Origin of the sequence: Niallia sp. FSL W8-0951, assembly GCF_038006525.1 — a bacterium.
In the GTDB taxonomy this organism is placed as follows: Bacteria; Bacillota; Bacilli; order Bacillales; family Cytobacillaceae; genus Niallia; species Niallia circulans.
The window spans coordinates 4,076,995-4,096,916 of sequence record NZ_JBBOVK010000001.1; the positions used below are offsets into that span (position 1 = coordinate 4,076,995).

18 protein-coding genes are annotated in these 19,922 nt (G+C 36.5%); all 18 read left to right on the forward strand.

Features of this window, described 5'->3' with window-relative positions:
- The first annotated feature begins 164 nt into the window (after positions 1-164).
- Positions 165-2,642, forward strand: a complete 2,478-nt coding sequence (spoIIE, locus tag NSS71_RS19870; protein ID WP_047944387.1) for a stage II sporulation protein E — start codon at positions 165-167, stop codon at positions 2,640-2,642.
- A 184-nt stretch (positions 2,643-2,826) separates the two neighbouring features.
- The gene (locus tag NSS71_RS19875) at positions 2,827-3,561 is read left to right on the forward strand and encodes a vWA domain-containing protein (protein WP_047944388.1); all 735 of its coding nucleotides are present in this window, start codon (positions 2,827-2,829) and stop codon (positions 3,559-3,561) included.
- On the forward strand, positions 3,530-4,537 hold the full coding sequence (locus NSS71_RS19880; protein WP_328283079.1) for a serine/threonine-protein kinase: 1,008 nt from the start codon (positions 3,530-3,532) through the stop codon (positions 4,535-4,537). Before NSS71_RS19875 ends, NSS71_RS19880 begins: the two co-directional genes overlap by 32 nt.
- Positions 4,538-4,687: 150 nt before the next feature.
- Positions 4,688-6,073, forward strand: coding sequence for a tRNA lysidine(34) synthetase TilS (tilS, locus tag NSS71_RS19885; protein ID WP_047944391.1), 1,386 nt, complete (start codon positions 4,688-4,690; stop codon positions 6,071-6,073).
- 22 nt (positions 6,074-6,095) lie between these two features.
- Entirely contained in the window at positions 6,096-6,644 is a 549-nt protein-coding gene (gene hpt / locus NSS71_RS19890) for a hypoxanthine phosphoribosyltransferase (protein WP_047944392.1), read from the forward strand.
- 107 nt (positions 6,645-6,751) lie between these two features.
- Positions 6,752-8,659 carry an ATP-dependent zinc metalloprotease FtsH gene (gene ftsH, locus NSS71_RS19895; protein WP_047944393.1) on the forward strand — a complete coding sequence of 636 codons (1,908 nt, stop codon included), beginning with the start codon at positions 6,752-6,754 and terminating at the stop codon, positions 8,657-8,659.
- A 219-nt stretch (positions 8,660-8,878) separates the two neighbouring features.
- Entirely contained in the window at positions 8,879-9,655 is a 777-nt protein-coding gene (locus NSS71_RS19900) for a type III pantothenate kinase (protein ID WP_341151955.1), read from the forward strand.
- Between the two features lie 60 nt (positions 9,656-9,715).
- Entirely contained in the window at positions 9,716-10,594 is an 879-nt protein-coding gene (gene hslO / locus NSS71_RS19905; protein WP_095323098.1) for an Hsp33 family molecular chaperone HslO, read from the forward strand.
- Positions 10,595-10,957: 363 nt separating this feature from the next.
- Positions 10,958-11,890 (forward strand): cysteine synthase A, encoded by a 933-nt coding sequence (gene cysK, locus NSS71_RS19910; RefSeq protein WP_047944399.1) that lies wholly within the window; start codon positions 10,958-10,960, stop codon positions 11,888-11,890.
- 170 nt (positions 11,891-12,060) lie between these two features.
- Positions 12,061-13,473 carry an anthranilate synthase component I family protein gene (locus tag NSS71_RS19915; RefSeq protein ID WP_095320977.1) on the forward strand — a complete coding sequence of 471 codons (1,413 nt, stop codon included), beginning with the start codon at positions 12,061-12,063 and terminating at the stop codon, positions 13,471-13,473.
- Positions 13,470-14,051, forward strand: coding sequence for an aminodeoxychorismate/anthranilate synthase component II (gene pabA / locus NSS71_RS19920; protein ID WP_047944401.1), 582 nt, complete (start codon positions 13,470-13,472; stop codon positions 14,049-14,051). The genes NSS71_RS19915 and pabA overlap by 4 nt, the downstream gene beginning before the upstream one ends.
- A gap of 3 nt (positions 14,052-14,054) precedes the next feature.
- On the forward strand, positions 14,055-14,930 hold the full coding sequence (gene pabC / locus NSS71_RS19925) for an aminodeoxychorismate lyase (RefSeq protein WP_341151956.1): 876 nt from the start codon (positions 14,055-14,057) through the stop codon (positions 14,928-14,930).
- Positions 14,924-15,757, forward strand: a complete 834-nt coding sequence (folP, locus tag NSS71_RS19930) for a dihydropteroate synthase (RefSeq protein ID WP_061801112.1) — start codon at positions 14,924-14,926, stop codon at positions 15,755-15,757. Before pabC ends, folP begins: the two co-directional genes overlap by 7 nt.
- Positions 15,750-16,115, forward strand: a complete 366-nt coding sequence (gene folB, locus NSS71_RS19935) for a dihydroneopterin aldolase (RefSeq protein ID WP_047944404.1) — start codon at positions 15,750-15,752, stop codon at positions 16,113-16,115. The genes folP and folB overlap by 8 nt, the downstream gene beginning before the upstream one ends.
- Entirely contained in the window at positions 16,112-16,639 is a 528-nt protein-coding gene (gene folK / locus NSS71_RS19940) for a 2-amino-4-hydroxy-6-hydroxymethyldihydropteridine diphosphokinase (protein ID WP_047944405.1), read from the forward strand. The genes folB and folK overlap by 4 nt, the downstream gene beginning before the upstream one ends.
- Entirely contained in the window at positions 16,588-16,803 is a 216-nt protein-coding gene (locus NSS71_RS19945; RefSeq protein WP_047944406.1) for a helix-turn-helix domain-containing protein, read from the forward strand. The genes folK and NSS71_RS19945 overlap by 52 nt, the downstream gene beginning before the upstream one ends.
- Positions 16,804-16,829: 26 nt before the next feature.
- Complete coding sequence (gene dusB / locus NSS71_RS19950; RefSeq protein WP_047944407.1) at positions 16,830-17,831, forward strand: tRNA dihydrouridine synthase DusB; 1,002 nt, start codon at positions 16,830-16,832, stop codon at positions 17,829-17,831.
- Positions 17,832-18,022: 191 nt separating this feature from the next.
- On the forward strand, positions 18,023-19,513 hold the full coding sequence (gene lysS, locus NSS71_RS19955) for a lysine--tRNA ligase (protein ID WP_047944408.1): 1,491 nt from the start codon (positions 18,023-18,025) through the stop codon (positions 19,511-19,513).
- Positions 19,514-19,922 lie beyond the last annotated feature (409 nt).

The window sequence follows — 19,922 nt, forward strand, 5'->3', positions numbered from 1 at the left end:
TACTTTTTCCTGGATAGAAGGAATCTATCGAATTTTGTATTTCCATAAAAAATTGGAGGAAAGAAGTCGAGCGAAAGATTGGAACTGCTTCGTTATTTTGACAAACTTTTAAATATCTACCTTCTATAATGTGGAGCAACGATACTTGTTAGGGAGTGTGGTTTATGGAGAAAGTGGAAAGGGATATAATCGATCCGATTGGTGAAGTTGATTTTGGGAAGTCACGGGATAGCTTCAGTTCATTAGTTCATAAATTTTATACAAAAGTAGAAAACTTCTTTTTAGTAAAAGGCTTTTTACTATTAATTCTCGGTTTTTTACTTGGACGAGCCTTAATATTAGGACAACTTACTCCTTTTGCTCTTCCATTTTTTGCAGCAGTATATCTATCAAGGAAAGATAAAGCACCACTCGCGCTTATTGGATTAATAGCCGGTGCTGCTACTTTAGGGGTAACAGAGGCAGCTTCTAATTTTGTCTTGTCTTTCTTCTTTTTGATTAGCTATAAAATCATTTTAAATTGGAAAAATAAAGAGCAGCAACTTGTACCATTATTTGTGTTTGGACTAGTCTTTTTAGGCAGCTTAGTGAAAGCCTATCTTTTAACAAATGGTTTTACACTGTATGGTGGAATGTTAGCGTTTGTAGAAGGAAGTCTTGGCTATATACTTACATTAATTTTTTTACAAAGTCTGCCGTTACTCACGGTCAATAAAAGAAGACAAGCCCTTAAAACAGAAGAAATTGTCTGTCTTATCATTATGCTAGCTTCTATTATGACTGGAACAATTGGCTGGGCTGTTTATGGCTTATCGATTGAACATATTATGTCTCGTTATTTAGTTCTCCTCTTTTCCTTTATTGCAGGGGCCACTATTGGCTCGACTGTTGGCGTTGTTACCGGATTAATTTTTAGTCTTGCAAGCATCTCTAGCTTCTATCATATGAGCTTATTGGCTTTTTCTGGTCTTCTAGGTGGATTGCTGAAAGAAGGAAAGAAAATCGGTGTAGCACTTGGTTTATTTATTGCTACTCTCCTTATTGGCATGTATGGAGAAGGTGGGGGCGTCCTATCTGTTTCATTGATGGAAACAACTATAGCTGTTTTCCTATTTCTTATGACACCGAGAAGTTTAACCTCACGCATAGCAAAGCATATACCAGGAACAGCAGAATATTCCCAAGAACAACAGCAATATATGAGAAAAATGAGAGATGTAACAGCTCAAAGAGTATCTCAGTTTTCCAATGTATTTCAAGCACTCTCTAAAAGTTTTTCTCCCACAAATATAAGTGAAATGATAGAGGAAGAAGACAAGGAGCTAGACTACTTTTTAAGCAATGTGACAGAAAAGACGTGTCAGACATGTTTTCGTAAAGAACATTGCTGGGCACGTAACTTTAATACAACCTATGACTATATGAAAGATATTATGACTGAAATGGCTGATACTGGTGGGAATATTTCCTCTAGCCTTCAAAGGGAGTGGGATAAGCATTGTACAAGGTCGAAGAAGGTGACAGATGCAATCCATCAAGAATTGACATTGTATCAGGCAAATCAAAAATTAAAAAAACAAGTACAGGAAAGCAGAAAATTAGTTGCAGATCAATTGCTCGGTGTTTCTGAGGTAATGGGTGATTTTGCGAAAGAAATTCAAAGAGAAAGAGAAAATCACTACAAGCAGGAGGAATTAATCCTAGAAGCTATTCAAGAGTTTGGCATTCATATTGAAAATGTTGAAATATACAGCTTGGAACAAGGAAATGTAGATATCGATATCACTATTCCATACAATACAGGCTACGGAGAATGTGAAAAACTAATTGCACCAATGCTATCCGATATTCTTGGCGAGACCATTATTGTAAATAAAGAGGAGGTTTCTGAGTATTCCAAAGACTATAGTCATGCAACATTCCGGTCAGCAAAAGCTTATACAATAGAGACTGGTGTTGCGCATGCAGCAAAGGATGGCGGGTTTATTTCAGGAGATAGCTACTCTACTATTGAACTAGGTTTAGGTAAATACGCTATGGCAATTAGTGATGGAATGGGGAATGGGAAGCGGGCACATGTAGAAAGTGAAGAGACCCTTCAATTATTGCAAAAAATTCTGCAATCAGGGATTGAAGAACAAGTAGCGATAAAATCAATTAATTCTATTCTTTCTTTGCGAACAACGGATGAAATTTTTTCCACACTGGATTTAGCAATGATTGATCTCCAAAACGCAGCAGTCAAATTTCTGAAAATTGGCTCTACACCTAGTTTCATCAAAAGAGGGTCAAAGGTTATGAAAATACAGGCAAGTAATTTGCCAATGGGAATCCTGCAAGAATTTGATGTGGATGTTGTGAGTGAACAATTAAAGGCTGGAGATCTTCTCATTATGATGAGTGATGGTGTGTTTGAAGGACCAAAACATGTTGAAAACTTTGAGATTTGGATGAAGAGAAAAATTAAGGAATTAAAAACAGAGAACCCTCAAGAGGTAGCAGATTTAATTATGGAGGAGGTTATCCGCTCCCGCTTAGGGTTAATTGAAGACGACATGACCGTATTAGTTGCGAAAATCGACCATAATATTCCAAAGTGGGCGTCCATTCCAGTAAAAGGCTTTAAGCAAATTGCAAACTAAATTTGTCAGTTTAAAATGGTCCTTCTAGTTCTATAAAAATTTAAATGGACTAACATTCAGTAGGAGAAAAATACTGTTTGTTAGTTTTTTATTATACTAATCTGTTTATCCTTCAGAACAGGTATAAATACTTCTCTTTTCGTCGAGAATGGGACTAACTCATAAAGATGGAGGGGAGATATTTATGAAAACAGGTACGTTAAAGCAGATTTTGCTTATCACAGATGGATGTTCTAATAAAGGAGAAGATCCTGTCGCAATGGCAGCATTAGCAAATGAACAAGGAATTACAGTAAATGTTATTGGGGTAATGGAACAAGATACAATTGATGAGCAGGGGATGAAAGAAATTGAAGGCATTGCACTCTCTGGAGGCGGTGTTAGTCAAGTGGTTTATGCACAGCAGTTAAGTCAGACTGTCCAAATGGTAACAAAAAAGGCGATGACCCAAACACTCCAAGGGGTAGTAAATAAAGAGCTTCAGCAAATATTAGGTTCCTCTAAGACGATGGAGGATCTTCCTCCCGAAAAAAGAGGAGAGGTAATGGAGGTTGTGGACGAACTGGGGGAAACTGTTGAGCTGGAAGTGCTAGTATTACTAGATACAAGCGCTAGTATGAAACATAAACTACCAACTGTAAAAGAAGCTTTGCTTGATCTATCTTTAAGCTTGAATGCTCGATCTGGCGAGAATCGCTACTCTGTGTTTGTATTTCCCGGGAAAAAGAAAGATGTCGAAAAATTAATGGATTGGACACCTCGTCTTGAATCTTTAACAAGTATCTTTCCAAAGTTATCGACAGGAGGCATTACACCAACAGGTCCAGCTTTAAAGGAAGCCATTCGTTACTTTAAGCATAAGCGCTCATTAAGGAGCTTGATTTCAAGTGATGATGAATACATCGAAGAGTCAATTTAAAATAAATAGTGGAACAGTAATAAAAGGAAAGTGGCATAACAAGCAATATACAATCTTAAAGGAACTTGGCTATGGAGCGAATGGGACAGTTTTTTTAGCAGATTCCAAAATAGGAAGAGTTGCTTTGAAATTAAGCAACAACAGTGTATCTATAACTTCTGAAGTAAATGTTTTGAAATCCTTCGCAAAGGTCCAAGGTTATAGCCTTGGACCTTCTTTAATAGATGTAGATGATTGGGTAACAAATAGAGGAACTATTTCTTTTTATGTAATGGAGTATATTAATGGACCTGATTTACTAACCTTTATCCATAATAAGGAAGACTTATGGATCGATGTGCTAATGATCCAATTATTAAAGGACTTACAAAATCTTCATGAAAATAATTGGGTGTTTGGAGATTTAAAACCAGAAAACCTGATTATTACAGGACCTCCAACGAGAATTAGATGTATTGATGTAGGGGGGACAACCATAAAAGGGAGAGCGATTAAAGAATTTACCGAGTTCTTTGATAGAGGATACTGGGGGGCAGGCACAAGAAAGGCAGAGCCAAGCTATGATTTGTTTGCTGTTGCGATGATTATACTAAATCTTTATTATCCAAAGCGCTTTAATAAAAAAGAGGGCGGGATCAAACAGCTGCATATGATGATTCGACAAAAGCAGGAATTAATGCGTTTCGAGGGGATTCTACTAAATGCGTTAACAGGAAAATATCTATCGGCAAAAGAAATGCGATTAGATTATTTAAAATTAACAAGTGGAGAATCAAAAAAAACAAGTAGAAGCACGATAACAGCTGGAACGAATAGAAGTAAAGCTCGCCAAGCGAACATTCAACCTGCTCCATCTGCTCAAACAAGAAGTAAATTGGTTAAAAAGAAGAAAAAGGCAGGATGGGCTGAATCTATACTCATCATTATCCTTATCTCTATTTGTTATATTTTGTATATATATGGTCAATTAACTTGAAAAGAGGATTTTCAGCAATTTTTAGAGAATAGTCTTTGGTATCACTTTTAAAAAAGTGATATCCTTGACTATAGTAACTACAACCTCTGATGAAAAAGTAATAACATCAAGGCCGGTAGAATAGTGATAGTGATAAGGAAGTAATGAAAAATGTTTGAGGATCAAATTTTAAATTACCTGCAAGGAAAAAATATGAACCTAGAAGGTAAGAAAATCTTGGTTGGAGTTTCTGGAGGACCAGATTCTTTAGCGCTTCTTCATTTTTTATGGACAAAACAAGAAGAATGGAAAATCAAGGTTTTTGCTGGACATGTGGATCATATGTTTAGAGGGGAGGAGTCGCTCGATGAAGCTGAGTTTGTAAAATCGTTCTGTGAAGAAAGAAACATTCCTTTTTCTTGGGAGCGAATAGATTTACCAGCATTTATCCAAAAAACAGGAATGAATTCACAAAAAGCAGCAAGAGAATGCAGGTATTCCTTTTATGAAAAAGTAATGAAAAGGCATAACTTAGATTACTTAGCGTTAGGTCATCATGGAGATGACCAAATAGAAACTATCTTAATGCGATTAACGAGAGGAAGTTTAGGGAAAGCAAGGGCTGGAATTCCTTTTATGCGTCCTTTTGGTACAGGGAAAATTATTCGTCCCTTTTTATGTTTAGAAAGGGAAGACATTGAGGAATATTGTAAAGTACATAATCTTAATCCAAGAAGAGATCCAAGCAATGAAAAAGATACCTATAGCCGCAATAGATATAGAAAACACGTTGTGCCCTTTTTAAAAAAAGAAAATATTCATGCGGCGAAGCATTTTCAACGGTTTAGTGAAGAATTAACAGACGATGAAACCTATTTAATGAAGCAGGCTGAAGAAAAGCTTTCTGATGTAATGGTTGAAAAAAAGGCTGCGGAAGTAGTAGTTGATATTAATCGTTTTCTTTTAATAGCTATTCCTTTACAAAGAAGATGTATTCAACTAATATTAAATTATCTCTATGACGAGATACCTATTTCATTATCCGCATTACATACTGAGCAAATGATGATATTACTTAAGAGTCCTCATTCTTCTGGAAATATTGATCTCCCGAATGGTTTGAAAGTGAAAAAGTCGTATCATTTTCTTCATTTTCAACTTAATTTTTCTCCAGCACAATCCTTTTATTATGAATTATCAAAAATGGGAGAGTTATTATTACCAAATGGGTACAATATTAAGGTAGAATATATAGACGGTGAAACGATTATTGATGACCATTGTATTCTTTTGGATGCATCTTCTATTTCCTTTCCTCTTATTATCCGTACTAGAAGAGATGGCGATAGAATTCATTTGAAAGGGATGGTTGGAAGGAAAAAAGTGAACCGTATTTTTATCGATGAAAAGATTCCAATCCATAAGAGGGAGAATTGGCCGATCGTTACGGATAGCAAAGGTGAAATTCTTTGGATTCCAGGACTAAAAAAATCGATATATTCTCATAGTAATACGAATAGTGGTAGTAATCTATTAATAACATATAAAAAGCAATGATCTTCTAGGGGGCACACAAGAAATGAAACACGATATTGAAAAAATATTGATATCTGAAGAGGAAATACAAGGTAAAATCAAAGATTTGGCATTTCAGCTTACAGAGGAATATCAAGATAAATTTCCTTTGGCAATTGGAGTATTAAAAGGTGCTATGCCCTTTATGGCAGATCTTTTAAAGCGCGTGGATACATACCTTGAAATGGATTTTATGGATGTGTCAAGCTACGGTAATTCTACTGTATCTTCTGGAGAAGTAAAAATCTTAAAAGATTTGGATACTTCTGTGGAAGGAAGAGACATACTAATTATCGAGGACATTATTGATAGTGGTTTAACTTTAAGCTATCTTGTAGAGTTGTTCCGTTATCGTAAAGCAAAATCAATCAAAATTGTGACACTTCTTGATAAACCAACTGGTAGAAAGACAGATCTTAAAGCTGATTATGTAGGATTTATCGTACCAGACGCTTTTGTTGTTGGCTATGGATTAGACTACGCGGAAAGGTATCGAAATCTACCATATATTGGTGTTTTAAAACCGGAAGTTTATACGAGTGACAGTGAATAAGTACATGAAAAGAGGAATTCTAGCCCGGAGAGGGTAATTCCTTGAATTTACTTAATTTTCTATGTTACTATACTCTATAGTTTGTTTACCGTGGGAGGAGGTAAGGGATGAACCGTATTTTTCGTAATACCATTTTTTATTTATTAATATTTTTAGTAATTATCGGTGTGGTTAGTTTTTTCAATGGAAATAATCAGCCTACCAAGCAATTAACATATACTGAATTAATAAATCACCTTGATGCTGGTGATGTTGCCGAAATAACGCAGCAGCCTGAAAGAGGTGTCCTTGAAATACGCGGGAAATTAAAAGGTTATAAAGAAAATGAAACGTTTGTTTCCTATGTAACTAATAATGAAACAAATGCTCAAGTGATCTTAAAGGCTGCTACAGAAGGTTCCAAAATCGATGTCAAGCCTGCACAAGAAACAAGTGGATGGATCACATTCTTTACTTCAATTATTCCGTTTGTGATTATTTTTATCTTATTTTTCTTCTTGTTAAATCAAGCCCAAGGTGGCGGCGGCGGCCGTGTAATGAACTTTGGTAAGAGTAAAGCAAAACTGTACAATGAAGAAAAGAAAAAGGTTCGCTTTAATGATGTAGCGGGCGCAGATGAAGAAAAGCAAGAGCTGGTAGAAGTGGTGGAATTCTTAAAAGATCCACGGAAATTTGCTGAGCTAGGTGCTAGAATACCAAAAGGTGTCCTGCTTAATGGACCTCCAGGAACAGGTAAAACATTACTTGCTAGAGCTGTAGCGGGAGAAGCTGGTGTACCTTTCTTCTCTATCAGTGGTTCTGACTTCGTGGAAATGTTTGTTGGGGTAGGGGCTTCTCGAGTTCGTGATTTATTTGAAAATGCGAAGAAAAATGCTCCTTGTATTATCTTTATTGATGAAATCGATGCTGTAGGTCGTCAGCGTGGCGCTGGTTTAGGCGGAGGACACGATGAACGTGAACAAACGTTAAACCAACTATTAGTTGAAATGGATGGATTCGGTGCAAATGAAGGGATTATTATCATTGCTGCTACAAACCGTCCTGATATTCTTGACCCTGCATTGTTACGTCCAGGTCGTTTTGACCGACAAATTACGGTAGATAGACCAGATGTTAATGGTCGTGAGGCGGTATTACGTGTACATGCTCGTAATAAGCCGTTAGATGAGTCTGTTAATTTAAAAAGCATCGCTCAACGTACTCCAGGATTCTCTGGTGCGGATTTAGAAAACCTTCTAAATGAAGCTGCACTTGTTGCAGCGAGAGCGGATAAAAAGAAAATCGACATGGAAGACATGGATGAAGCGACAGATCGTGTTATTGCTGGACCTTCCAAGAAAAGTCGTGTTATTTCCAAAAAAGAAAGAAACATTGTTTCTTACCATGAAGCTGGACATACGATTATTGGTGTTGTATTAGATGAGGCGGATATGGTTCATAAAGTAACAATCGTACCTAGAGGCCAAGCTGGTGGATATGCAGTTATGCTTCCTAAGGAAGATCGTTTCTTAATGACGAAACAAGAGCTTCTTGATAAGATTACTGGATTACTTGGCGGTCGTGTTGCTGAGGATATCGTATTTGGGGAAGTAAGTACTGGAGCTCATAATGATTTCCAACGAGCTACAGGTATTGCCCGTAAAATGGTAACAGAATATGGAATGAGTGATAAACTTGGACCATTACAATTTGGTCAAGCGCAAAGTCAAGTATTCCTAGGTCGTGACTTAAATAATGAACAAAATTATTCAGATGCAATTGCATATGACATTGATTTAGAGATTCAACGAATTATAAAAGAATGTTACGAAAGAGCAAAACAAATTCTTACAGAAAACCGTGAGAAGTTGAACTTAATCGCTGAAACACTTCTTGAAATTGAAACGTTGGATGCAGAACAAATCAATAGCTTATACAAAGATGGTGTCTTGCCTGACCGTACGAAAAAGGCCGATACTACCTTAGGCACGGAAGATCTAAAAGTAAATATTAACAAAAAAGATGATAACGAGTAATCGTTGGAAAAAGATGCGCTTTCGAGCGTGTCTTTTTTTTGTCAAAACCTTTACAACCGTATCTTTTCGAAGCAGTCATTGCTTTAGGCTTTGTCTCTTTCTGGTTGTATGTTATGATATTTCCAGTATTGGATAGACTCTAGGTATAGCTTTCCTAAGTAAATAAAGTGATACGAGATAATGACGGGAAAATGAAATTAATAAAAAGTGGTGACTATAATGATTTTTGTCTTTGATATTGGAAATACAAATATAGTATTAGGTGTTTATGATAAAGAAGAATTAAAGCATCATTGGAGAATTGAAACAAATCGTTATAAAACGGAAGATGAATATGGTATGATCATTAAATCCCTATTTGATTATGTCGGTTTAACGTTTTCAGATATTGATGGAATAATTATTTCTTCCGTTGTTCCTCCAATTATGTTTTCTTTAGAAAGAATGTGTCAAAAGTATTTTCACTTAAAACCGTTAGTTGTGGGTCCAGGAACAAAAACGGGACTAAACATAAAATATGATAATCCTAAGGAAGTCGGAGCTGATCGAATTGTTAATGCAGTTGCGGCTATTCATGAATATGGGAGCCCGTTGATTATTGTTGATTTCGGGACTGCTACAACATTTTGTTATATAAATGAGCAAAAGCAATACATGGGTGGAGCGATAGCGCCTGGTATTAATATTGCGACAGAGGCATTGTATTCAAAAGCGGCCAAATTACCGCGTATTGAAATTGCAAGACCAGAAGGAGTAATTGGTAAAAATACCGTTTCAGCTATGCAGTCAGGAATTCTTTTTGGGTATGTAGGCCAGGTGGAAGGCATTGTGAAAAGGATGAAGGCAGAAAGCAATTTACAACCAAAGGTTATTGCTACAGGTGGATTAGCGAACCTTATTGCAAAAGAGTCAAATATTATTGATGAAGTAGACCCATTTCTTACTTTAAAAGGGTTACAGCTTATTTATAAGAAGAATAAGGATACACTAAAATAAAATATGTTTAAACGGAACTTTCATTCCGTTCATTAACTGATTAAAGATAAGGAGTAAACAATGAGCGATTATTTAGTAAAAGCGTTAGCGTTTGATGGTGAAGTTCGTGCGTATGCAGTCAGAAGTACAGAAACAGTAGGAGAAGGACAAAGAAGACATCATACTTGGCCAACAGCATCAGCTGCTCTAGGAAGATCATTAACAGCTACAGCAATGCTAGGAGCTATGCTAAAGGGAGATCAAAAACTAACAGTGAAAATCGATGGCGGTGGTCCGATTGGTCTTATCCTAGTAGACGGAAATGCTAAAGGGGAAGTACGCGGCTACGTTACTAACCCGCAAGTTCATTTCGATTTAAATGAACATGGAAAATTAGATGTTAAACGAGCTGTAGGAACAGAGGGCACACTATCTGTTGTAAAGGATATTGGAATGCGTGATTACTTCACTGGACAGGTGCCGATTGTTTCTGGAGAGCTTGGAGAGGATTTTACTTATTACTTGTTTAATTCAGAACAGGTGCCTTCCTCTGTTGGAGTAGGAGTTTTAGTAAACCCAGATAACAGCATTTTAGCTGCTGGCGGTTTCATTATTCAATTAATGCCTGGAGCGAAAGATGAAACGATTACAAAGATTGAACAAAGATTAAGTGAAATTCCGCCCATTTCGAAATTAATTGAAAAAGGTTTAACGCCAGAAGAGCTTTTAGAAGAAATTTGCGGAAAAGATAATGTGAAAATAATTGAAAATATGCCAATCTCCTTTACATGCACATGTTCGAAAGAAAGATTTTCAAATGCAATTATTAGTTTAGGTCAAGCAGAAATCGAAGATATTATCAACACAGACGGACAAGCCGAAGCAGAATGCCATTTTTGTAATGAGAAATATCTGTTTACAAAGGATGAGCTAGAAACATTATTAGAAGAAGCAAAATAGTTATTAGACACCTGCAGAATTGGGATTCATTATCCCTTGCAGGTGTTTTTTATGAAGAATGTTTTCCGTTTTTGTAATGGAGTGGAGATGATGTGGTCGGTTAAAAAAAGGAAATTTTTGTCTGGAAGTCCAATGGCTTGGTTGAAAAACAAATTTGGTTTATATACTCAACGATTTGGCTCTTACTTCCATGTGTTTAACCACTTTGTCCCTGATTTAAGTAAAAACTTCGACAGAACCGAACTAATGATTAATTTTTCCGAAAATACAAACATATCGATTGACAAACAAAGGAGGTATTTGGTAAATTAATATTATAAAACCAATTAAAATACTCGGAATAAAGATAAGGGGAGATAGAAAATGTCAAGAATCGCAAATTCTGTAGTAGATCTTATCGGTGGCACACCCATTGTTAAATTAAATCGTTTAGTGGACGATTCAAGTGCAGATGTTTATTTGAAGTTAGAATATATGAATCCAGGAAGCAGTGTAAAAGACCGAATTGCGCTTGCGATGATTGAAGCTGCGGAAAAAAGCGGGGATTTAAAACCAGGCAGTACGATTATTGAACCAACAAGTGGAAATACTGGTATTGGCCTTGCGATGGTTGCTGCGGCAAAAGGTTACCGTGCGATTTTAGTTATGCCTGAAACGATGAGTGTGGAACGTCGACGACTATTGAAAGCTTACGGTGCTGAATTAGTATTAACTCCTGGACCAGAGGGCATGGGTGGAGCTATTCGTAAAGCGGAAGAATTAGCAAAAGAAAATGGTTACTTTATTCCGCAGCAGTTTAAAAATATCTCTAATCCTGAAGTACATAGATTAACAACTGGACCTGAAATTGTGGAGGCCTTTGGTGAGGAAGGCTTAGATGCGTTTATTGCTGGTATCGGTACAGGTGGAACCATTACTGGTGCTGGGGAAGTACTAAAAGAAAAATATAGCGATATTAAAATATATGCAGTAGAACCTGCTGATTCTCCTGTACTTTCAGGTGGAAAACCAGGACCGCATAAAATCCAAGGTATCGGTGCTGGATTTGTTCCGGAAATTTTAAATAGTGAAGTTTATGACGGTATTATTAAGGTTACAAATGAAGACGCTTTTGAATATGCTCGTCGTGCAGGGAAAGAAGAAGGCGTATTAGGTGGAATTTCTTCTGGTGCGGCTATTTATGCAGCATTACAAGTTGCAAAAGAGCTAGGAAAAGGTAAAAAAGTACTTGCAATTATCCCAAGTAATGGAGAACGTTACCTAAGCACACCTCTTTATCAATTTGATGAAGAATAAGGATAAAAATCAGCCTTGGAAATAGGCCTCCTTTGAAAAGGGGGCTTTTTGTTTTTTTTGATTAAAAAACTCCTGTTATGCAGCTATCTGACAAATAGGTGATTTTTTTGTATTTCTCTCGGTACATCTTGTATGATGAGAACAGATAAAAGATAAGGAGCGAAGTCTGTTTGAAAAATTACAAAGTATATAGTAAGACTATTCCTCTATCATATGACCAGTTTTTTAGGCGCTTTTTAACCCTTGCTGAAGATAAGTCCCATTATGTTCTATTAGAAAGTGGACGTGGTGGCAGGTATAGTATTGGCGGAATTTCACCTATAGTGAAAATGATAGGCAGAAATAATGGTTTAGAAGTGATAGACGGAAAAGGAACTGTACGAATCGAAGGAAATCCCCTTCATTCTATAAAAGAAGTGATGAATAAGTATGTTGTAGAGACTAATCCAGAGCTGCCAGATTTCCAAGGTGGAGCGATAGGATTCGTTAGTTATGATTATATCCGTTATATTGAAAAAATCCCCAACCTGACGACAGATGATATGGAAATACCAGATGTTTTCTTTTTGTTATTCGAAGAATGGTTTACTTATGATCATAAAGAAAATAAATTATGGATTTCAGCCTTATATGAAGAAAATCAGTTAGCGATGATTCAAGATAAAGTAGAATCCTATATGCTAGGCTGGATAGATGAAGAGAAGGAAGAGATAGTTCAAGGACATGCAGAGAAATCGTCAGAATTAAAAGTATCGATGGAAGACAATGAATTTCAACAATCTGTCCGCAGAATTCAGAACTATATTTCTGAAGGAGATGTGTTTCAGGTTAACTTGTCAGTTCGGCAGGCTAAACCACTGCATGTATCTGCGCTTGATGTCTACCAGCAGCTAAGAGTTTTAAATCCTTCTCCCTATATGGGGTATTTTCATACACCTGAATTTCAGCTAGTTAGTGGATCACCAGAATTACTAGTTAAAAAGAAGGGAAAGGACGTAAGTACAAGACCTATAGCAGGAACAAGGTCCCGTGGGAGAGATGAAGCAGAGGATTCAGAGCTTGCTCGTGAATTAATCGAGAGTGAAAAGGAAAGAGCAGAGCATGTAATGTTAGTAGACCTTGAAAGAAATGATTTAGGGAGAGTATGTGCGTACGGAAGTGTTCGAGTAGACGAATTTATGGTAATAGAAAAGTATTCTCATGTTATGCATATTGTGTCTAATGTAAAAGGGCAGCTTGCGGACAATAAAGATGAGTATGATCTTATTGATAGTATGTTTCCTGGTGGAACCATTACGGGTGCGCCAAAGATAAGAACAATGGAAATTATTGAGGAACTAGAACCGGTGCGACGAGGCCCATATACCGGTTCATTAGGATGGATTGGTTTTAACCATGATATAGAATTGAATATTATGATCAGAACTATGTTGGTGAAGGAAAACCAAGCATATGTACAAGCAGGTGCGGGGATTGTAATTGATTCTATTCCTGCAAATGAATATAAAGAATCGATGAAAAAGGCCAGAGCGTTATGGAATGCAAAAGAATTAGCAGAAGAGAAATTAGGTGATGGCAATTGATTTATATGATTGATAATTATGATTCCTTCACCTATAATCTAGTCCAATACTTAGGTTCATTAGGGCAGGAACTGCAAGTGAAAAGAAATGATGAGACTTCTATCGAGGAGATTAAAGGGGAAAAGCCAATGTACTTAATGGTTTCTCCTGGACCATGTACGCCCAATGATGCAGGTATTAGTTTGGAAGCGATTCGTACTTTTGCTGGTGAAATACCGATTTTTGGTGTGTGCCTTGGTCATCAAGCAATTGGACAGGTTTTTGGAGGAGAGGTTGTGAAAGCGACCAATTTAATGCACGGAAAGACATCCCTTATTTATCATGATAATCAAACAATTTTTCATGGTTTACCTAATCCCTTCCCAGCTACGCGCTATCATTCGCTGATTGTAAAAAAGGAATCATTGCCAAAGTGTTTAGAGATCTCTGCTTGGACGGAAGAAGGAGAGATTATGGGGCTTAGACATAAAGAACTTCCTATCGAAGGAGTTCAGTTTCATCCAGAATCTATCATGACTAAGGCTGGGATGGAAATCTTACATAATTTTATCCAATTTTATCAAAAAGGAACTAAGTAGAAGATGTATATATATTTAAATGGACAAATAATTCGTCAGGAAGAAGCGGTTATCTCTGTTTTTGACCATGGATTTATGTATGGCTTAGGCTTATTTGAAACATTGCGTGTATATGATGGACATCCTTTCTTATTAGATGATCATCTTAAACGATTAAATGATGGGTTATCGGAGCTGAATATAGAAAAATTTTATGAGCGAGAAGAAGCAGTATCTATTATAAAAGCACTGCTCAGTATAAATAACATAGAAAATGCCTATATCCGCTGGAATGTTTCAGCAGGAAATGGCATGATTGGACTGCAAACAGAGCCGTATACACAACCAAATACGATTGTGTATATAAAACCTCTTCCAAAGGCAGCTGGTATGGTTGAAAAAACAGGGCAAATAGTCACAGTTCCAAGGAATACACCAGAGGGATTCTTTCGCTTAAAATCACATCATTATTTAAATAATATTCTTGCCAAGAGAGAGATTGGGCCAGAGCCGACGAGGGAAGGAATTTTTTTGACGAAGGAAGGATATTTAGCAGAAGGTATTACCTCTAATATTTTCTGGGTTGTAGATGGAGAGCTTTATACTCCTAGCTTGCAGACAGGAATATTAAATGGCATCACAAGGCAGTTTATTGTAAAACTTGCACAGGTTTATGGGGTTGCTGTGAAAGAAGGCATTTTTTCACGAGATATTCTTGCAAGTGCCAAAGAGATATTTGCAACAAATTCCATTCAGGAAATTATTCCGATTAAAAGAATCGATAAGTATGAATATAAGGGAAAAGAGGGTCCTGTTGTTACAATGCTATATAATGAATATAGAAAACATACGAATCAATTATGGTCTGTAAAAGAGTTGGAGGGAATAAGGGAATGGTAAATAAAATTGATTGTGGTCCATATACGTTAAACTATGATCAAAAAACAATCATCATGGGAATTTTAAATGTAAATCCTGATTCTTTTTCTGATGGAGGAAAATATAACGAAATGGATAGAGCTGTTAAACATGCCGTCCAGATGGTGGAGGATGGAGCAGATATTATTGATATAGGAGGGGAATCCACCAGACCAGGTTATACAGAAATATCGATTGAAGAAGAATTAGAACGGGTAATTCCGATTATTGAACGATTAGCTAACGAAGTGAATGTTCCTCTATCGATTGATACATATAAAGGAGAAGTGGCGAGACAATCTTTACAGGCGGGTGCTCATATTATCAATGATATATGGGGAGCAAAAAGAGACCCTAGTATGGCTGAGGTTGCAGCTGAATATCAAGCTCCTATTATCTTAATGCATAATAGAGATAATCTTAGCTATACTTCTTTTTTGGAAGATGTAGTGTCTGATTTGCAGGAAAGTATTGATATGGTAAAGGGAGCTGGAGTTTCTGCGGAGAAAATCATTCTTGATCCAGGTATTGGATTTGCGAAAGATTTAAAGGGGAATTTGGACATGATGCGCGGCTTAGATAAGCTTGTTGAAATGGGCTATCCTGTCTTGTTGGGAACCTCGAGGAAATCATTGATTGGCCATGTATTAAATTTACCTGTTAGCGAACGATTAGAAGGAACAGGTGCAACTATATGCTATGGCATTCAAAAAGGATGTCAGTTAATTCGCGTTCATGATGTGAAAGAAATGACAAGAATGGCGCGGATGATGGATGCTTTGATGGGAAAGGGTGAGTACAGTGGATAAAATAATATTAAACCAAATGGAGTTCTATGGTTACCATGGTGTGTTTAAAGAAGAGACTAAGTTAGGCCAGCGTTTTATAGTGGATTTACAAGCAGATGTAGATTTAGCAAAAGCGGGAGCAACAGATGACTTACAGTATTCGGTTAATTATGGCCAGCTATTCTTCGATGTAAAGGAGATTGTGGAAGGGGAGCCATATAAATTGATTGAAGCGGTAGCGGAGAATATTGCAAAAAAATTATTAGAATCCTACTCTCTTATTGAAGGATTAACAGTTCGGATCATTAAGCCAGATCCACCGATTCCAGGACACTATAAATCAGTTGCGGTAGAAATCACAAGGAAAAGAAAAGAATGAATAAAGTTTATTTATCTTTAGGGTCGAATATAGGAAATCGGTTGGAATATATACATGAAGCTGTACAAATGCTACATAATCAGGAAGAGATAAAGGTGGTAAATATTTCATCTGTTTATGAGACGGATCCAGTTGGATATGAGGAACAAGCACTATTTTTGAATATTGTCATACAGGTTGAAACTTCCTTAAATCCATGTTCCTTATTAGAACAATGTCAAAATATCGAAAGTGAACTTGGAAGAAAAAGGATAATTAGATGGGGGCCAAGAACAATAGACCTTGACATTTTATTGTATAATCAAGAAAATATAGTATCAGAGAAGCTGATTATTCCACATCCAAGAATAGAAGAGAGAGCATTTGTTTTAGTGCCATTAATAGAAATTGCTCCAGACATAAAGTTACCAAATAAACCAATACTTTTAAAAGAAAGTTTGCAGCTTTTGCGAGATAGAGAAGGAGTAAGGGTATGGAAACAACGGAAAAATGGGGAAGACGTATTCGGGCTTTTCGGAAGCTAAAAGGATATACACAGGAAGGTTTAGCAAAAGAGTTACTCGTTTCTGTTTCTATTTTAGGAGAGATTGAGCGAGGTAATCGGATGCCTTCAGAAGAAATGATTGATTCTATTGTAGATGTGCTAAAGATAACGAGAGAAGAGTTAGATCCACTTCAAAATAAATAAGCACGGTTCATCAGGGAGGTAAAAGATTGTTTAAAATAGGAAATGTTGAAATTAGTAACCGTGTTGTTCTTGCGCCAATGGCTGGTATTTCAAATTCTGCTTTTCGTCTAACAGTGAAGGAATTTGGAGCGGGTCTTGTTTGTGCGGAAATGATTAGTGATAAAGGGATTGTTTTAAAAAACAAAAAAACAATGAACATGCTCTATATTGATGAGCGTGAAAATCCAATGAGTTTACAGATTTTCGGCGGAGAAAAGGAAACATTAGTAGAAGCGGCGCAATTTGTTGATCAGAATACCAATGCAGATATTATCGATATTAACATGGGATGTCCGGTTCCAAAGATTACAAAATGTGATGCAGGGGCTAAATGGCTGTTAGATCCGGATAAAATTTATGATATGGTTTCTGCTGTTGTAGAAAATGTTCGTAAACCAGTAACGGTTAAAATGCGTATGGGCTGGGATGAAGACCATATATATGCAGTAAGAAATGCTCAAGCGGTTGAACGCGCAGGTGGAGCGGCGGTTGCCCTGCATGGCCGAACTCGTGTCCAGCTTTATGAAGGGACTGCAAACTGGGATATTATTCGTGAAGTAAAACAATCAATCAATATTCCTTTAATGGGGAATGGAGATGTAAATACACCCCAAGATGCGAAAAGAATGTTAGATGAAACTGGCTGTGATGGTGTTATGATTGGAAGAGCTGCGCTTGGAAATCCGTGGATGATTTATAGTACGGTTAAGTATTTAGAAACGGGTGCGTTAGTTAGTGATCCATCGGTTCGAGAGAAGATGGATGTATGCATCTTGCACTTGGATCGGTTAATCCATTTAAAAGGGGAGTATGTAGCCGTTCGAGAAATGAGAAAACATGCTGCTTGGTATTTGAAGGGCATTAAAGGAAATGCGAAAACAAGAAGTGCTATTAATGAATGTGAGACTAGGGAACAATTAGTAACGATCTTGAATGCATTAGTCTTGGAAGTAGAAGCAAGAGGACATTCTGAAATCGAAGTAGGTTAATTTTGAACGTAACTGTTTAAATTTCCTGTAATATGTGTAAAAATAAAGCTGTTAGACAAAAAATCTAACAGTTTTTTTTCTTTTTTAGTGTCTGTATTCGTGACATTGTGTAGAATAATAAAGTATGTATAAATTGAACGATTCCTTTTTTAGGTGATCATACATAAAAAAGATGTTGGAGATGATTAAGCATGAGTCATGAAGAATTAAACTTAAATGACCAATTACTAGTTAGACGTAACAAAATGAATGAGTTGCGTGAACAAGGAATAGATCCGTTTGGTAAACGTTTTGATAGAACTCATTTATCTGAAGCTTTAAAAAAACAATATGAATCTCTAGATAAAGAAGAACTAGAGGAAAAGAATATCTCTGTTTCTATTGCGGGAAGAGTAATGACAAAAAGAGGAAAAGGGAAAGCTGGATTTGCTCATATTCAAGATCTTGAAGGACAAATTCAACTGTATGTTCGTAAAGACAATGTAGGCGAAGAGCAATACGCTATTTTTAACTCTGTGGATTTAGGAGATATTGTTGGTGTAGAAGGTGTTTTATTTAAAACGAACGTAGGGGAACTTTCTGTTAAGGTTCAAGATTTTACTTTACTTACAAAGGCTCTTCGTCCTTTACCTGATAAATTCCATGGTTTGAAAGATATTGAGCAACGTTATCGCCAACGATACTTAGACTTAATTTCAAGTGAAGAAAGTAAGAATACATTTATTCTGCGCAGCAAGATCATTCAATCCATGCGCCGTTATTTAGATAGCCATGGCTATCTAGAAGTAGAAACGCCAATGATGCATTCTATTGCAGGTGGAGCTTCTGCACGTCCGTTTATTACACATCATAACGCGTTAGATATGCCTTTATATATGCGTATCGCTATTGAGCTTCATTTAAAAAGATTGATAGTTGGCGGATTAGAAAAAGTATACGAAATTGGCCGCGTATTCCGTAATGAAGGAGTATCAACAAGACATAATCCAGAATTTACGATGATTGAGCTTTACGAAGCTTATGCTGATTATCGTGATATTATGAGTCTTACAGAAAACTTAGTTGCTCATATTGCACAAGAAATCCATGGCTCTACAACTGTAACATACGGAGACTACCAAGTTGATTTAAAACCAGAATGGACAAGACTTCATATGGTAGATGCGATTAAGGAATACACAGGTGTAGACTTCTGGCCAGAGATGAGTGTGGAAGAGGCTAGGAGATTAGCGAAAGAAAATGATATTGAAATTAATGAAAATATGACGTATGGCCATATTGTTAATGAGTTTTTTGAGCAAAGAGTAGAAGAAAAATTAATTCAGCCTACTTTCATTTATGGTCATCCTTTAGAGATTTCGCCATTAGCGAAGAAAAATGAAAAAGATCCTCGTTTTACAGATCGTTTTGAACTGTTCATAGTAGGAAGAGAGCATGCAAATGCCTTCACTGAATTAAATGATCCTATTGATCAACGTGAAAGATTTGAAGCACAATTAAAAGAACGTGAGCAAGGAAATGATGAAGCACACTTAATGGATGAGGATTTTGTAGAGGCATTAGAATATGGGATGCCTCCAACAGGTGGATTAGGTATTGGTATTGACCGCCTAGTAATGCTGTTAACAAATTCTCCTTCTATTAGAGATGTACTATTATTCCCGTTAATGAGACATCGCTAAATAGGATACGGCACCCTTAAAAGGTGCCGTATTTTTATATTAGTAATGATGTTGAACTATATAGAAGAGAGGGGGAAAGGGATAAGAAAAATAGTATAAGGTTAGCAGGAGAACTTATTTATCCCTTATTATATTATCTGAATAAAGAGAGAATACACAGAAGAATAATAAGAATATTTTTTCTTTTAAAAAGTAGTTGCATAGAGAGTTAAACGGTGGTATATTAATATTCGTTGCTGAAATAAGTGACGATGAAACAAAAAAGAAAATGAAAAAAGTGTTGACATCGAAAATGGCTTCTGGTAATATTAAAAAGTCGCCGATGACGACGATGAAATTGCTCTTTGAAAACTGAACAAACAAACGTCAACAATAAATCGTTTTATAACTAACGTTATAGAATGATAAC

Bases quoted from the DNA above. Each gene is read 5' to 3' on its own strand.
- tilS (WP_047944391.1), top strand. From the start codon at position 4,688: ATGTTTGAGGATCAAATTTTAAATTACCTGCAAGGAAAAAATATGAAC.
- spoIIE (WP_047944387.1), top strand. From the start codon at position 165: ATGGAGAAAGTGGAAAGGGATATAATCGATCCGATTGGTGAAGTTGAT.
- folP (WP_061801112.1), top strand. From the start codon at position 14,924: ATGGTAAATAAAATTGATTGTGGTCCATATACGTTAAACTATGATCAA.
- NSS71_RS19945 (WP_047944406.1), top strand. From the start codon at position 16,588: ATGGAAACAACGGAAAAATGGGGAAGACGTATTCGGGCTTTTCGGAAG.
- cysK (WP_047944399.1), top strand. From the start codon at position 10,958: ATGTCAAGAATCGCAAATTCTGTAGTAGATCTTATCGGTGGCACACCC.
- ftsH (WP_047944393.1), top strand. From the start codon at position 6,752: ATGAACCGTATTTTTCGTAATACCATTTTTTATTTATTAATATTTTTA.
- NSS71_RS19900 (WP_341151955.1), top strand. From the start codon at position 8,879: ATGATTTTTGTCTTTGATATTGGAAATACAAATATAGTATTAGGTGTT.
- NSS71_RS19875 (WP_047944388.1), top strand. From the start codon at position 2,827: ATGAAAACAGGTACGTTAAAGCAGATTTTGCTTATCACAGATGGATGT.
- pabC (WP_341151956.1), top strand. From the start codon at position 14,055: ATGTATATATATTTAAATGGACAAATAATTCGTCAGGAAGAAGCGGTT.
- hslO (WP_095323098.1), top strand. From the start codon at position 9,716: ATGAGCGATTATTTAGTAAAAGCGTTAGCGTTTGATGGTGAAGTTCGT.
- folK (WP_047944405.1), top strand. From the start codon at position 16,112: ATGAATAAAGTTTATTTATCTTTAGGGTCGAATATAGGAAATCGGTTG.
- hpt (WP_047944392.1), top strand. From the start codon at position 6,096: ATGAAACACGATATTGAAAAAATATTGATATCTGAAGAGGAAATACAA.
- lysS (WP_047944408.1), top strand. From the start codon at position 18,023: ATGAGTCATGAAGAATTAAACTTAAATGACCAATTACTAGTTAGACGT.